The organism is Embleya australiensis, assembly GCF_051903075.1.
In the GTDB taxonomy this organism is placed as follows: Bacteria; Actinomycetota; Actinomycetes; order Streptomycetales; family Streptomycetaceae; genus Embleya.
The window spans coordinates 228149-242564 of the sequence record NZ_CP182424.1 but is presented as its reverse complement, the minus strand read 5'-3'; the positions used below and the strand labels follow the sequence as shown (position 1 = coordinate 242564).

Here is a 14416-nt window from a genome sequence, read left to right as displayed (position 1 = left end):
GGTACGTGGAGACTGTGGAACTCGACGATGAGGCGCACGAGACCAACCTCGGGGCGGCTCCGACCAACGCCCGGCAGCGAAGGGCAACCCGGCGGGACTGGCCGCACCGCGTGGTCGCGCCCGGACCGCGCAGGTACGTATCAAGTCAACTCGTGAGATCGAGCGAGAATTGCATAAAGATTACTTTTCATGTACGCTTAATGTGTCGCGGACGGACCTCGGCCGCAGTTCTCGACATACAACCGAGGACTGCCAGAAGCCCGCCAGGCCGTGAAGAGCCGACGCCTGGATCCGGCGAACGAATCGGAGGAACAAGGCATGAGCTACGACGTCGATTACTTTGGCTTCCTGAGCATCGAACCGCCACTCACGACCCGTGAGCTCGATCGACTGTGCGCGCAGGAGGATGCGGACGACCGCCAGGTCCACATCGTTCGCCGGGACGGTATGGGGACCGCCGTCGAGGCCTCGCTCTGCGGGGACGACGGACACGAAGTGGAATCCCACCTGGCCCGCGTCGTCAACACCTTTCCGCAGCGAACGTTCAGCGGATTCCTCCAGGGTCACGACAACACAGGCGCTTGGCGACTGGTCGTACGAGACGGAAAAGTCCACCGCATCGAACCCACCTGGGAAGCCTGACCGGTCGCGGAAATCTCGACTCCACACGACCGGAATGCGAAGGACAATGGTCCGCCGCCCGCCTCGCCCGCACACAGCCTCCACGCCCGACACCGGGCCGGTACACCGAGCCTGCTCGGCCTCCCAACACCAGGAGACAACATGTCCACGGACGGCTTGTCCGGAGAACAGCTGCTCATTCTCGCTCCCAACCTGACCGAGAATCAGCTCCGAGCACTGGCCAGGATCTCCAGGCCGCATGAATTCCCGACCTGTGAGGGCAATCCGACGTTTCATATCGGTGCCAACGCGGCTCGCGCTGTCCTCCGGTACGAAAGCCACAGCCTCAAGAGCTTGCGCAAGTGGGCGAACGGAATTCCGACTCCCGACTTGGAATTCAGCGCTGGCTACGAGTGGATCCAGACATCCGCCACACGAATCCTCGCGAACGACCTCCCCCACGTCCGGGAATGGCTCATTTGATCACTGCCACCGTCGACCACGCTGCCGAATTACATCACAGGCTGTCCGTCGACACTCCCACCCAAATGAAAGCAGGCACCTCGTGGACCGCAATGACGTCACAGCACGCCTCCTCGTCAGACGCGAACGACGCCTCCAACTGAAGATCCTCATCGCCGCAGCACTCGTCATCATCGCTGGCACAGTGGTCGTCGTCATCGCTGCCCCATTCAGGGGCGCCCGCGCACTGCGTCACGCACTGAGCCGCTCACCGAACCGCAAAACGCACTGACGCGTCGAACCGAGCCGCAGCATGTGCCCACCACCTCAGTTGAGGTGGTGGGCACATGCCGTTCCGCTGCCGGAGCGGCCGTCCCACCATCAGCGCGCGCAGGCATAGGGAATGCGGCGGTCGGCACGTAGCAGACCGTGTGCATCCAAGTGGGCGACGCCGCAATGCCCGGGGGTTGGGTGGGGAGTCCGAGGGCCTTCTGGGGGAGATCTTCCGGGATGATGGGTACCAGGGGGTGTCGGTTCCCGCAGTCGGTGACCACCTTGCGCTGAGTAGCTTTCGGGCAGGGAAACTCGGCGAGGGACCGATGGTGCAGGGGGATGGTGTTCTGGATTTCCTGCGGGTTCGTCGCGTGGACCACTATCTGCGGCCGGTCCGGGACGGCGAGACCGCGTCTTGGTCGCGGATCGAGGAACCGTCGCCGTCTTGGTGCTGCACAGCCCCATCGGCGTCGGGCCCGTCGCACCCGACGACCCTTCGATCGCGGAACTCCTGCGTCGCTACCACGCCGACGGCTGGAACCTGAGGATCGGATCCGACAGTCCCCTGTACCCGGCCTACGAGGCCGCGACGACCGGATGAACCCGGAGCGCCGCGCCCGCCGGTGCCGTCGGAGGCAGTGATCCGGCGGGTGAGGACCCGTAACGTCGTCGTCTTCAAAGCAGTCGAAACGAACACGTCGGGGTGTCTCGCGGGCGGGGCGCGTTCAGCGACGATTTCGACCAGGCGGTCGGGCAGCTCATACGGGCGATCGGCCCGGGGGTCCATACAGGGGCTTTCGCCAACAGTGTCCATCTCCAGGGCGGACCCTCGTGGTAACCGGACGGTGGAGCTACTTGGTTCCGTAGGCAGCCTGAAGGCGAGTAAAGAGGCCGTGCGTGTCGGCCGGGGAGAACAGGGTCACCTCGACTCCCTGCGCGTCGACCGCGATCTGCCATTCGCCTTTCTCGTCCTCGGCCGCCACCTGGATTGGCGGCTGTGCCATCCACATCACGTCGATGCCGCGCCGGACCACCACGCCCACGAGACCGGGTGTCAAGGCCATGCCGCCCGCGCCACCGGGCCCCATGAGTAAGTCGGCGAGGGCTTCTGTGGCGTTGTCACCCCGCACACTCTCGGAAACCATCGTGATCTCCCCTCCGCCCGCGTAAGTGAGCATCACTGCCATATGGGTGCAGTCCTCGTGCCGCTGCCACGGTGGGGTCTCCCAATTGAAGGTCATGCACGCATCCTGCCCACCCGAGGCACCGCTCGACTCCGGAATTCGACTACCTGGGCAGGGGCTTCGGGGAGATCGGGCCGCGCATCGGGCATCGCGGTTCCGTCGAAGCCGTGCCGTCGAACCGCGCCCCAGGGTCGCCTCGTCTGCTCACCGGCCCCGGGTCCCGCACCCGTCCTCGCGAACATGCTCGGATACGACGGCGACAACGTCAGCGCCCGGGGCAGAAGAAAGCTCCGTGAAGGTCGGGTGCTCAGGGATGTTTCGGGGGTTCAGGGGGCGTTGGGTGCGGCACGCTGTCGTGCATGAGCTCTTACCGCATACGCGAACTCCTCCGGCACTTCGACGAATTCGACGCGAAGCGAGGCGGCAGGCTGACCGGTCGGTTGAGCGCGACATTCGGGGAGGACTTGCTGCTGGATGTCCTGGCGCACGCTCTCGCGCCCGACGGTGGGGTGGAGCTACTCCAGGGGGTGCCATGGCGAGACGACGTCGCTTTCCATACCGCGCAGGCGCCCAAACCCTCCGTGAGGGACTTGGACGCCTGGTTCTCGCAGGCCGGTGAGCTGATCGCCGTGGAGTGCAAACAATGGACGGCCTCGTCCGTCGACATGCGACGCAGCGTGCCGGAGGCCGAGGGCCTGAGGACGTACGCCTGGGAGCAGTGGAAGATTCTCACCGCTGCGGACTACTGGGAGAGATGGGACAGTACAACCAAGATCGCACTGCCCCTGCAGCCGCCGGCTGGCTGGACATCCGAGAAGGCCGACCGGGCACGGCGTATCCTGATCGTCTGGCGACCGATCTCCAGCGACGGGATTTCACCGCGGTCCCACCATTCCACGACGACCCTCCGAGGCAGCGAATGGGTCGAACTCACCGTAGAGGTCTTCTCCGCCTCCCTCTATCTGCGCGGACTGCTCGCCGCTGGCATCGAGAATCTCCCCGCCGCCTTCCCACGACTCGACCTCTTCCTCAATGCCATCGACTCCATTATCGAGCGCCAGCCTGACCGGTAGTCACACTGTGCGCGTGCATGCCTGCTGAGGCGCGCTCGCCGGTCTCCGGTGGAGGCGACGGCGACCGGCCAGCCGTGTCGGCCGAGAGGTCCCGGAACGGCGCCGGGTATCCAGGCAGCCAACTGCTGGCTCGGTCGTCGGCCGACAGCGTCGCCGTACGCGAGATGGGCGCCAACGTCGTCACCATCGGTGAACCGCTACGGCGTCAAAGCCCTCTGAGAAGGTCAGCGACGCGACTGTGCCGATTCCCAGTAAGGACGAGGCAAGGGCTTCCGCTCGTCATCCCTACCGTGAACGGGCGCCAACGCGGCCGTGATGGACTCGGCCAGGTACAGCGTGTTCAGGCGCGCCAGTGCCGTGCGAAGCAATCGGTTGTCCCCGAAATGCCGCAGTTGGTGACCGGGCGTGGTGACAACGAGCGCGACGTTTACCTCGGGGCCCTGGACGGCGATGAGTTCGGCCGCAGCGACCGCACCCGGATCCCCGGCGAAAGCAATGTGGGCGTCTTCCACCGCAACGAGGATTCCGCGACGTTCCGGCGTGGGTCGGCCGGTCATCTCGGAGAGCGTACGCACCGCTGTAATGTGAGCCGCGGCCCGGAGGATGTCGACGGTCTCCGAGCGCAGGGCAACCGAGTGGTCGGGGGAATGTCCGCGTTCAAAGGATCGACGGCCGTTGGACATCCACACCACAATTTGCGACTCGTGCAGCACTGCGGCAACGATTTGGCGGAACACATCGGCTACGGCAGCCGCATCGGGCCCGCAAATGAGTCCTCCGTGCAAGCCGGCGCCCGGCGGATGGACAACCCATGGGATGCCGTCTCCGTGATGCGGGGCGACAACCCGAAGCGTCCCCGTGGCCGGCTCGTACCTGGGAACCACCAGCAAGGTTGTCATCGGGAACTTCGTGGTCCTATCGGCAGATTGGGGACGGGTCGGGGAAGAAGCAGAACCGCGATCACGCGTATCAATGGGGTTGTCACGGAGCGATCCCGCGTGGCGGGCCAGACGCTCGGCGACTTCGCATAGGTGGGCCGCGTACTCGTACTCTCGAGCACAGTCGGGCCAGTCGACCTCGACGACGCGAGCCACCCGACGGCAACGACGCGCTGCGTCCTTCATTCGATCGGCGCGGGAATCGCAATAGAGGAGCACTCTGAGGGCCTGCAGGCGTTGAGTCGCGTCTGTGGCATCGGGGTCGGCGGTCTCGGACGTCAGGCCGTCTCTGGCACACGTCCATGCGTACAAAGCGTCGCTGCTCTTCTGCTGCGCGAACGCCGCCATTGGGGGAAGGTTCATGCGGTCCCCGTCTCGTCGGTCGTGGTGCGACGGGAACTTCCCGTCGCCGCACCCTTAGAGGTGTGCCGCGCCACCGGCGTGTGACATGTAACGAGCGAAATTGCCTCTGTTGCAAGCCACGGCCAGATGCGCGGGCGGACGTGTGAGGAGGATCCACACCGCTGCTATCGGCTCTTGCAGGGACCTTCTTCGAGCAGGTGATTCGCAACGGCGCGCCTGCAATCATGGCCGCATGGACGCAAACGAGGTGGATGTATTCCAGAGCGGATGGATCAGCCGGCTCCTTGACTCTCCGCTTCTGCCCGGTCCCATCGGCTCTGACGAAACGCGGCAGATGTACAAGCGACTGGGGATCAGACTGCGCCCAGGGCCGATTCCTGAGACGTTGGAAGCCCACCTGCCGTTGGGCTGGACCAAGACGTACTGCGGATCTGGGCCGGTGTTCGAGGTCGTGGATGAGCATGGGCAGGTCATGCTGAATGCCGTCTTCAAGTGCACGCCGTACGAGATACGAGGACAGCTCAGCTTGTCGGGTGCCGCTCGTGCCCGAGTGGCCGGGCAGCGGCGGCGGAGGACTTGGTCACGTTGGCGGTTCGGGACATGAACTCGCCCCTGCAAACGCTCCGGGATTGACGACCTCGATCGCGACGCTCCAGGCGACACACTCGACGCAGACCCCGAGTCCGGCCCGAGCGTGCTGGATGGTCCGTCCGCGCAGGCGGGCGCGTTTCGGCAAATCCGGCCCCCGACGTCGGTCCTATGGTGCACCGTGGCACGCGTCACGGGCGAACCCGTCGCCCGGACGTACGGCCCGCCGGAGAACGCATGCACGACGACCGGGCGACGCGGAACGCGACCGCGCCGACCCTCCCGATCCCCCGCCGCGACGTCCCCGTAGGACCGGAGGTAACACTGGGTCCGGAGCAGGCCGCCCGCCGATTGCATGTACGCCGGCGCGAGGTGGAGCATCTGGTCGAGAGCGGGCTCCTCCCGATCCATCACGACGGCGACACCACCCGTTTCGACGTTGCCGACCTGGACCGCCTCGCGGCGTCCCCGGGACTGGACTGGTCCGCCGCCCGTCGCACGACCCGCGGCCCGTCCCCGTGGCGAGACCTGGCGGGGCCCATCCGCGAGCGCGACGCGATGGTTCGCGCCTTGGTCGCGGACCTGCGCGCGTCCGGCGTCGACGCCTGGGCCCGTTACAGCCACTCCGCCGACCGCTGGACCGTGGACTGGCCGGCCGCACGAGGCGGCCCCGAACGCGCCGAGGTGCTCGCTGCGATGCCAGAACGCCTGGCGCGCGCGCTCACCGCCGGACGCCTGGTGCTGCTCGGCCCGGTGGGGCGGGTCATGCACTGGGCCCAAGCCGCGCTCCGGCCCGGCAAGGGTGCTGTGCTCGACTGCGAGTCGACCGGGCTCGAATGGGACGCCCGGGTGGTCGAGATCGCCGCCGTGTGCGCGGCTTCCGGAGACGTCCTGGTAAACACGCTCGTCGATCCCGGGATCCCGATCCCCGATCGCAGCCGGCGCATTCATGGGATCGGCAATGCGGACGTGGCGAACGCACCGACCTGGGACACGGTGCTGCCCGAGGTCCTGGCCGCAATCGGCGAGCGGCACCTAATCGCGTACAACAGCCCGTTTGACCGCCTGCTGGTGACCCATCACAGCCGCGCACTCGGGCTGTCGCCCGGTCGTCTTGCCCTGCCGAACGAGTGGGGTTGTGCGATGCGGGCCCGCTCGGTCTGGTTGGGTACCACCAGCCGTCTACGTCTGGGCGGCGGGCACCGCGCGCTCGCCGATGTCTTCGCCACTCAATCCATTCTCCGACAGCTTGCCGAACGGCCTTCTTGGACGCGCGAGTTCGACGAAGAACGCCCACCGCCCTGACCTCGCGCAACACCACTCCCGATCGCCGCGCTCGCACCGGCGGACACGGGGACACGACGGTGTTCGGACGCGTCGCGGGTCGTGGGGTCGAGATCATGGCAGGGGAGGTCGGCCAGCCCGCACTCCAGTTCGCGCAGCCATCAAAGAGGAGCACCCGCCGCACGACGAAGACCGGCCCGTCTCGTTGATGGGATGCCTTCCGGACGCCGGGCCGAGGGTTCGCCTCGTCGACAGGCAAGCCTTTTGCCGGTTACGGCATCGTCCGTTGATCGTCCCCGCCCCTGCGGTCTCGTGATGCGGCCCCGGCCGCGGCCCGTACGGCAGGCTCGGCTACTTCCCTTCGACGCACTCCGAGAGAAAGGCACGCAGGGCGTGCCGTTCGACAAGTCGTCCGCGCACATGGTCCGGAGAGTCGTCCGACGGGAGAAACAGGCCGTCGCACCGACGGCAGCAGAACATCCGGGCCCAAGTCGCGCACCGTTGACGCCACTGCGGATAGACCACACGGTGCCGCCTCCTGTAGGAAGTCAGGAACCACGCGGCGGCTGCCAGGCCCGCCCAGGAAGCCGCAGCTCCTGCAACCGTGCCGACCGCCATATTCACCACGAACATCACCGCGAACGCCGCAGCAATCGCGTAGCTCCAGCCGCGTGCCGCCCAGGGGCGCGGCGGCGGTTTGAGGGAACGCGACAGCGAGGTCTGGGCCGTGCTGGTGCCGCGCACGGAGCCGTATGCGCTCTGCGGCCCATGGGCACCGTGTAGGCGCATGGATGTCCGTCCAACAGTCTTCGTCACCGTCAGCCCGCTCTCGTAGAGGGCTTGAACCCTGAAACTCTGATCGGCTTGCCGGCATCGCGGGCACTGGATCACTGTCGCATCCTCCTGTTTGAGCGCTTGGACAACGACGCGCACAACGCCATCCGCAAGCGATGCGAGCAGCCGTGGGGGCCGAGGGGCACAGCGAACGAGATGGTCGGACGCTGCGGGCTCCCGGAGTGAAGACCGCAGTCTGCTCCGCGTCACACCCTTTAGAGGTGTCGCTACGGCAACTCGTGTGACATGTTCGGCCCACCCAAAAGAGCGGCATCGACGAAGACATCGATCTGCATGCTGGTGATGAGGATCCGGATCCCGTCTTGAGGAACCGGTCCCGCGTTCCTTGTTGCGCGCTGGTGTTGGCAGATGGGCGCCACCTACCATTCCCACAACGCCCACCACCCCCGACACGAACACCCGACTCGCACCCGCGGAGACATCGATGCGGAACCCCATCCCCTCGACGCGTCGTTCCGCGCGCAACACCGCACCGGCGCTGCGCCCCCACCAACGCGACGCCCTCACCGCCATCGTCCGCGAACTGGAGAACCCCGACCTCGCATCGGTCGGCAGTGCCCGATACAGCGGGCGCCGGGCCACTGCGGTGATGGCCTGTGGCACCGGGAAGACGTGGGTCGCCGCCGGGGCAGCGGCAACCCTGGCCGGGAGCGACCGCGTCCTGGTCCTGATGCCCACCCTGGACCTCCTCGTGCAGACGGTCCGGGCGTGGCAGAAGGCCGGGCGTGTGGGCGGGACGCAGTTGGCCGTGTGCTCCCTCACCGGCGACGCAGCCTTGAGCAGCGCCGGGGTTCGAACGACTACGAGCGCCCCGCAACTCGCCCTGTGGGCCGCCGGGACCGACGAACCGCTGACCGTGTACGCCACGTATCAGTCGCTGGGGACGATCCTGGACGCCCACGCAGGCGTGTACGGGCTGCGATTGGCACCCTGGCGGCTCGTCTGCATCGACGAGGCACACCGAACCAGCGGTTGGCTGGGAAGGGACTGGGGGGCCGTCCACGACGACGAGCGGCTCCCGGCCGGGGGGCGGCTGTACCTGACCGCGACCCCACGCGTGTGGGAACCGCCCGACAACAGTACCTACAGCGAGGGCGCCGGCGGAGGCGAGGCCGAGCGGTTTTCGGTCCTCGCCGACGACGAGGCGTGGGAGGAGCCGGGGGCGGCTGGCCCGGCCGGCGGACTCGAGGAGTTCACCGACGACTGGGAGGATGAAGGCGACGGTGACGCCCGGGCGTTGCGTGTGCGCGGCGGCCGCCCGGTCCACTCGTCGCTGCCGGTCCACGCGGTGGCGTCGATGCAGGATGAACGGATCTTCGGCCCTACCGTCCATAGGCTGGAACTCGCGGCAGGGGTGCGTCTGGGCCTGCTCGCCAGGCCGCGGATCGTCGTAGTCGACGTCGCCGACCCCATCGTCCAGGGCCTTGCCGCGGCCGGCGGCATCGACCTCCACCGGGGCCCGGGCCGGCGCAGTTTGGAAGAGGTCGAGGAGTATCGGGCTGCACGGCTGTCCGCCCTGCAGGCCGCCGTCCTTCGTGTCGCCGCCGACCAGGGATTGGGCACGGTGATCGCTTATCACGCGCGGACAGCCGAGGCCGAGGCTTGCGCGGAAACCCTGCCCGCCGTCGCGAAGCGGCTCCACGAGGCGGAACCGGACCGATATCCAGCTGCGGTGTGGGCGGACTGGCTGTGCGGCGAACACGAGACCGAGCACCGGCGGCGTGTGTTGGGCGACTTCGCCGCGCACACCGACCGCGAACCCGTCGGGCTCTTCGAACTCCCCGATCAGGACAAAAGCGTGATACGGCGGGCGGTGCTGTCCAACGTGCGCGTCCTCGCCGAAGGTGTCGATCTGCGAGCGGACGCGGTCGCGTTCATGGACCCCAAGCTCAGCGTGATCGAAATCGTCCAGGCCATCGGCAGGGTCCTGCGCCAGGAACCCCACGAGGGTCGTATCGCGACGATCATCGTGCCCGTGTTCCTCGCCGTCGGGGAGAAGCCGGACAACATGCTCGTCTCCGACTCGTACAGCTTCCTCGTTCGCGTGCTCCACGCCCTTGCCGCGCACGACAGCCGCGTCCTGGACATGCTCGCCACACCGGCGCCCAGCGGCAGCCGCATACGGCTCACGGCCCTCACCGACACCGAGGGCGACGCGGTCTCGGAGGCGGACGACGGCGGAACCGCACCCGCCGAAGAGGACTCCGACGACGGCGCCGGTGAGGAATCCGAGGATGACGAAGAACGGTTCCTCGTGAGGTTCATGACGGAACGCGACCCCGCCCTCCTCACCGACTTCGTCAAACTGAGGGTCATCGACCCCGAACGTCGAGACTGGCGCCGCGGCTACCTCGCCGCCAGGCGCTGGCACGCCACCCACGGCAACCTGAGGATTCCGCTGGAGGCCATCGACTACGACGTCGAAGCCGGCACCAGCTACCCCGTGGGAGCGTGGATCAGTGAGCAGCGGCGAGGGTGGTCAGTGGGAGCGATCAGTCCGCGGCGAATCGAGCTTCTTGAGGCGTTGGGGATGGAGTGGAGCCTGGACGACGCCGCGTTCGAGGACGGGCTGGCCATGTGTCGAGCGTACTTCGCCGTCCACGGCCACCTCGCTGCGCCCAAGACCGCCGCCGTAAACAACTACCCCGTCGGACAATTCCTCGCCAACTGCCGCCGACCACTGGCATCCCGCAAGAACCCGAAGCGGTGGGCGAAGCGGTGGGAACGGCTCGCGGCGATCGACCCTGACTGGAACCCCACCGGACGGCCGGACCCGGCCAAGCGGTGGTCGCTGGACTGGCAACGCATGCTCACGGCGGTACGACTGCACACCGAGGCAGGGGGAAGCCTCGACGAGCTGGTACCGGGACACACCAACGACGGCGAAGACGTCGGAGCGTGGTTGGCCCGACAACGGCGCGGTGGGTCGAGCCTGACGCTGGCACAGCGGGAGGCATTGGCGGAGGTCGGCGTGGAGGCGACCGACGTCCCGGCGAAGCGCGCGACACCGCTGGACCGATGGGGGCTCACGGTGGCCGCGGCCACCGCGTTCCGCGCGCGGGAAGGACATCTGACGGTGCCTCGCACATACGTCGAGACTGTAGAGGTCGACGGTGAGGCGCACGACGTCAAGCTCGGGGTGGCTCTGGCCAACGCCAGGCAACGGAAGGCCACGTGGAAGGCGGATCGTATCGCGGCTTTGACGGAGCTCGGGATGCGGTGGGTGTAGGCGAGCGGGGTTGGTCCGCTGTCGACTGGGTATTGCCGCTGGTCCGGCGAAGAGGGCGTGCCGTACGCGCGTCCGGCATGTCGTGGGTGGCGTGGCGTTCTTGTGCGCTCGCTTTGTGGGTCCCTTACCGGCCGGCCGCCGCCAGCCTGCCCGTACGCGGCACGCCAGCCCTTCCACGCGGTTCAAGACGGCCGCAACGACCTCCCGAGGTCCTCAGCCCTCGTCTCGCCGACTTGTGTCGCCCCAGGCGGTGCGCACGGAGGCGCTTGAAGCCGATATCGTTCCGCGCGCCTGAACTGCCACCTCGAACACCTCAGGCGCACCACCCGATTCACATCGACGTGGACGGCCTCGATTTGCAGACGTCGGGACCCTGTTGCCGGAGAGGACATCACACATGTCGGACCCCATGGTCCAACGCACACTGGTGGGCAAGGGCCTGCGCACAGCACGGATCTTCAAACAGATGAGCCAGTCCGCGGCCGCCACGGAGCTCGACTGGTCCGCCTCGAAGTTGACGCGGATCGAGAGAGGTGACACACCAGCCAGCAAAACCGATCTTGAGGCCGCGCTGCGTCTGTACGGGGTGTGGGGTACGCCGATGGGCGACGAACTCGTCGCCCGTGGGATCGAGGCACGGAAGAAACCCTGGTGGCACGCGTACTTGGCCCCCACCGCAGGGACGCCCGAGGGCCGACTCGGCAAGCTGCTCTCTTTCGAGTCGGAGGCCAGGGTGATCAACGGCTACGAGACGTCGATCGTCCCCGAGCTGCTCCAGACCCAGGACTACAGCCGCGAAGTTCTGCGATGTCTCGCCCCGAAGTCGAATGAGACGGACGGGCTCGGGAGCTTGCGTGCCCGCCGCCGACAGGAAGTGTTCCGGAACGACAGGCCGCCCAAGGTCCACTTCGTGCTGGACGAAGCTGTTGTACTTCGGTGGGTCGGCGTGCCTGCGAAGCCGTCGATCATGATCGACCAGCTGCGCTACATGAAGGCCCAGGTGATCGAGCACGGCATCGACCTGCGCGTCATCCCGCTTGATCGAGGCATGCACGCCGGGCTCAAGGGCCCGATCACCGTCTACCGTTTCGACGCGTCCTCGTGCCTGGAGGATGTGGCCTTCGTCGGTGAGGCGGTCTTCATCAGAGACGCCGATACGGCCGAATATCTCCAGACGTTCCAGGCATTGCACGACCTCGCGCTCTCACCCGAAGAATCGATGCTGTTGATCGACAGGGTGATCGCCTCCATGTCGACCGAGGAGGCATTGGCTGGCCATCGGGGATGTTCCAAAGATCCGTTTCACCGATCAGGCAGGACCTTGTGAAGCGCGACGGCGGAAGAGATGCGCCGCGTATCAGGCAGTCTCACAAGCAACGCGGGAAACACAGTCGAGGCCATCCCGTCAACCAGCACCAGATCATGACGGAGGATCTCCCACCCACGAGGCTGTAGACGAAGTGCTGCCTGTCGAGCCTTTGAGCCACAGATGCGAGTGCAAGGCGACCTGTCCAAGGCCACCAAACCCGCGGCCGCGTCATGTGGACTCTCAAGGCCGGCCGGTGGGGGTATTTATCGGCACCGCGACCGTGTGGACTCGGCGATCGCTCAAACGGCGGCGCGTGCCCTCGTCGTCGGGTGCGGTGCGTGCTGGCGATTTGGCCCCGGCCTCGGGTCAGGGCGGTCATGCTGGGTCGGGTCGGAGGCGTCGATCGTGAAGGACACCGGGTGTTCGTGGAATCCGGGATCGTGGACGTGCCGCATTGGGGCACGGCAGTGACCGCCGGGCTGCTCGACGTCCGAGAGGCAGTCCGTGAGGTGGTCGCCGTATCGGCCCTGGCCTGTGTGACGGGCGTCCGACATGACATCGGTGTGAGACTGCGCCGGAGAAGTGTGCCGACGCACGATAGGTGGCACCGTCGCGCGCGTCGACCTGGGACTGAACGCGGCACGAAGCAGAGTGGTTGTCACCGACGAGGCAGCGTTGTTGTCACCGACGCCGAGTTTGCAGTCCTGTTGTCACCGCCCGCGGGGGCCATCGCAGCCGATGGCCGGCGCCGGGTGTCCCGTCGCTGTCGTAGGTGGCGGATCCTCTCTGCGTCGCAATCTGATCTTGCGGATTCTCACCCGTTCCGGAACCAGACCAGACGGCGGGGTCTCCGCCGGGCAACGAGACGAAGTACCGTCCTCCCGGTTCTGTAGCAGGCGGCTGTCCCTGCTGAGGTGGATCGCGCGGAGCTGTGCGTCAAGTTGTCGCACATGGACGGTGATCAGCGGGGAGGGAACGAAATCAGAGCCAGATCCCACTGGTCGGCTGCGTGAAGCAGCGCAGCCGTATCCATCCTCACTCCCACGACGTACTGGTAGATGTCGGCCTCGTCATCGCCCTGCTGCCATGGGGGTGCTGCCTCCAAGGACAGATGAATACGAATCACCGCCGTCCCGCTCTCGCTTCGATCGGCGAGGCTGAAGGCCAGGAGCGGCTCGAGGAACCACCTATTCGGGGACAGCTCACCTTCGGCATCAGGTCCGGTCACAGCCGCGGTTCCCCCGGCCACCGCGCGCAGCCAGGCGGCCACTTGGCGAGCCTCATCGGTAAGCAGACATGGATCGGCGAAGGACCAACTGCCCTCGGGAGTCGTCACCGTGCCATCGATGACCAGCCAGTTGTCGTCGTACGGGTCACCCCGGACCGTGGCGAACTGATAGCGCACCGGCCGGAGTTCGACACTGCTTTCATGATCACTCAAGAGCACCGCGCCAGGATGTCACGCGCCGGCCGACGGGACGAACTGTTTGCCGTCTAACCCAGTCGCCACAGGACGAGCGCCGACCCGGGCTGACTTCCGTGTCAAAGGACAAAAATGCCAGCATCTTGGTGACAACAAGCCTGCCTTGGTGGCATCTATCGTGCTTTGGCTCAAGAAGATGACACGAATTCTGAGACGCTACAACAGGTCAGGCTGCGAACCCGACTCCCGAAGCGAACTCGAAGCCGCCCCAGTCCGAGCCGAGATCGGCCAACACCTCGTCGGTCCACAGCTCGTCGAGGGCGTGTTCGTCCCCGGCGGCCCAGGCACGCACGATCGCGTCCCAGCGGCGGACGTTGACGCTGCGATGGCTCGCTACCCCCGCCCGCCGGTGTGGCTCGCGCACCCCGGACTGGTCGTGCGGATGCAATTCCACCCGGGTACCGCGCCCGGCGTTGTTCAGGCGGCGGGTCAGCGAACGGGCCACGTTGCGCCGGCGCAGGTCGCGATATGCGGAATCGATCCGGCGCAGGTTCGCGCGGTTCGGTGTCCGGTCCTCGGCGAGCCAGGAGGCCAGGGTGCGGGGGGTGACGGAAATCCCCGCAGTGCCCATGGCGGTGTAGCCGGCGGCGGATGCGGTGAGGTAGCGCAGGCGTGCGGCGAGGCCGCGTTCAGTGTCTACGGGCGAGGTGACGCCGTCGGCGAGTTCGTCCAGGCGCTGCGCGGCCAGGGCAGAAGCGCGGGTGCCGCGCATCCCGTATTTGCCGGGCTCCAGGGAGCGGTACGGCATGCGGGG

At 67.0% G+C, this 14416-nt stretch carries 11 protein-coding genes; 7 read left to right on the top strand and 4 right to left on the bottom strand.

Features of this window, described 5'->3' with window-relative positions:
* Positions 1–318: 318 nt before the first annotated feature.
* The 3 genes from ACMXN5_RS49930 (at position 319) to ACMXN5_RS49920 (ending at position 1957) form a co-directional block, all read left to right on the top strand.
* The gene (locus tag ACMXN5_RS49930) at positions 319–642 is read left to right on the top strand and encodes a DUF6205 family protein (RefSeq protein WP_439681678.1); all 324 of its coding nucleotides are present in this window, start codon (positions 319–321) and stop codon (positions 640–642) included.
* Positions 643–783: 141 nt separating this feature from the next.
* A complete protein-coding gene (locus tag ACMXN5_RS49925; protein WP_439681677.1) occupies positions 784–1104 on the top strand; it encodes a hypothetical protein in 321 nt (106 codons plus the stop codon).
* 697 nt (positions 1105–1801) lie between these two features.
* Positions 1802–1957 (top strand): hypothetical protein, encoded by a 156-nt coding sequence (locus ACMXN5_RS49920; protein WP_439681676.1) that lies wholly within the window; start codon positions 1802–1804, stop codon positions 1955–1957.
* Positions 1958–2207: 250 nt separating this feature from the next.
* On the opposite strand, the gene ACMXN5_RS49915 is transcribed toward ACMXN5_RS49920, so the two are convergent.
* Positions 2208–2597, bottom strand: a complete 390-nt coding sequence (locus tag ACMXN5_RS49915) for a hypothetical protein (RefSeq protein WP_439681675.1) — start codon at positions 2595–2597, stop codon at positions 2208–2210.
* Between the two features lie 302 nt (positions 2598–2899).
* Between ACMXN5_RS49915 and ACMXN5_RS49910 the strand changes: the two genes are divergently transcribed.
* Entirely contained in the window at positions 2900–3613 is a 714-nt protein-coding gene (locus ACMXN5_RS49910) for a hypothetical protein (RefSeq protein ID WP_439681674.1), read from the top strand.
* Between the two features lie 224 nt (positions 3614–3837).
* On the opposite strand, the gene ACMXN5_RS49905 is transcribed toward ACMXN5_RS49910, so the two are convergent.
* On the bottom strand, positions 3838–4899 hold the full coding sequence (locus tag ACMXN5_RS49905) for a hypothetical protein (protein ID WP_439681673.1): 1062 nt from the start codon (positions 4897–4899) through the stop codon (positions 3838–3840).
* Positions 4900–5874: 975 nt separating this feature from the next.
* Between ACMXN5_RS49905 and ACMXN5_RS49900 the strand changes: the two genes are divergently transcribed.
* The 3 genes from ACMXN5_RS49900 (at position 5875) to ACMXN5_RS49890 (ending at position 12197) form a co-directional block, all read left to right on the top strand.
* Positions 5875–6807: a 3'-5' exonuclease gene (locus tag ACMXN5_RS49900; RefSeq protein ID WP_439681672.1), complete on the top strand. Its 933-nt coding sequence runs from the start codon at positions 5875–5877 to the stop codon at positions 6805–6807.
* A 1258-nt stretch (positions 6808–8065) separates the two neighbouring features.
* Complete coding sequence (locus tag ACMXN5_RS49895; RefSeq protein WP_439681671.1) at positions 8066–10870, top strand: Helicase associated domain protein; 2805 nt, start codon at positions 8066–8068, stop codon at positions 10868–10870.
* Between the two features lie 397 nt (positions 10871–11267).
* Positions 11268–12197, top strand: a complete 930-nt coding sequence (locus tag ACMXN5_RS49890) for a helix-turn-helix domain-containing protein (protein WP_439681670.1) — start codon at positions 11268–11270, stop codon at positions 12195–12197.
* Between the two features lie 943 nt (positions 12198–13140).
* Here ACMXN5_RS49890 and ACMXN5_RS49885 read toward each other — a convergent pair.
* Positions 13141–13626 (bottom strand): WapI family immunity protein, encoded by a 486-nt coding sequence (locus tag ACMXN5_RS49885; RefSeq protein ID WP_439681669.1) that lies wholly within the window; start codon positions 13624–13626, stop codon positions 13141–13143.
* Positions 13627–13828: 202 nt separating this feature from the next.
* Positions 13829–14410: a transcriptional regulator gene (locus ACMXN5_RS49880; RefSeq protein WP_439681668.1), complete on the bottom strand. Its 582-nt coding sequence runs from the start codon at positions 14408–14410 to the stop codon at positions 13829–13831.
* Positions 14411–14416: the final 6 nt, after the last annotated feature.

What these genes read in the sequence shown, in the direction of transcription:
- ACMXN5_RS49880 (WP_439681668.1), bottom strand. Translation starts at nt 14,410, where the DNA reads ATGCCGTACCGCTCCCTGGAGCCCGGCAAATACGGGATGCGCGGCACC.
- ACMXN5_RS49910 (WP_439681674.1), top strand. Translation starts at nt 2,900, where the DNA reads ATGAGCTCTTACCGCATACGCGAACTCCTCCGGCACTTCGACGAATTC.
- ACMXN5_RS49930 (WP_439681678.1), top strand. Translation starts at nt 319, where the DNA reads ATGAGCTACGACGTCGATTACTTTGGCTTCCTGAGCATCGAACCGCCA.
- ACMXN5_RS49905 (WP_439681673.1), bottom strand. Translation starts at nt 4,899, where the DNA reads ATGGCGGCGTTCGCGCAGCAGAAGAGCAGCGACGCTTTGTACGCATGG.
- ACMXN5_RS49925 (WP_439681677.1), top strand. Translation starts at nt 784, where the DNA reads ATGTCCACGGACGGCTTGTCCGGAGAACAGCTGCTCATTCTCGCTCCC.
- ACMXN5_RS49915 (WP_439681675.1), bottom strand. Translation starts at nt 2,597, where the DNA reads ATGACCTTCAATTGGGAGACCCCACCGTGGCAGCGGCACGAGGACTGC.
- ACMXN5_RS49890 (WP_439681670.1), top strand. Translation starts at nt 11,268, where the DNA reads ATGTCGGACCCCATGGTCCAACGCACACTGGTGGGCAAGGGCCTGCGC.
- ACMXN5_RS49895 (WP_439681671.1), top strand. Translation starts at nt 8,066, where the DNA reads ATGCGGAACCCCATCCCCTCGACGCGTCGTTCCGCGCGCAACACCGCA.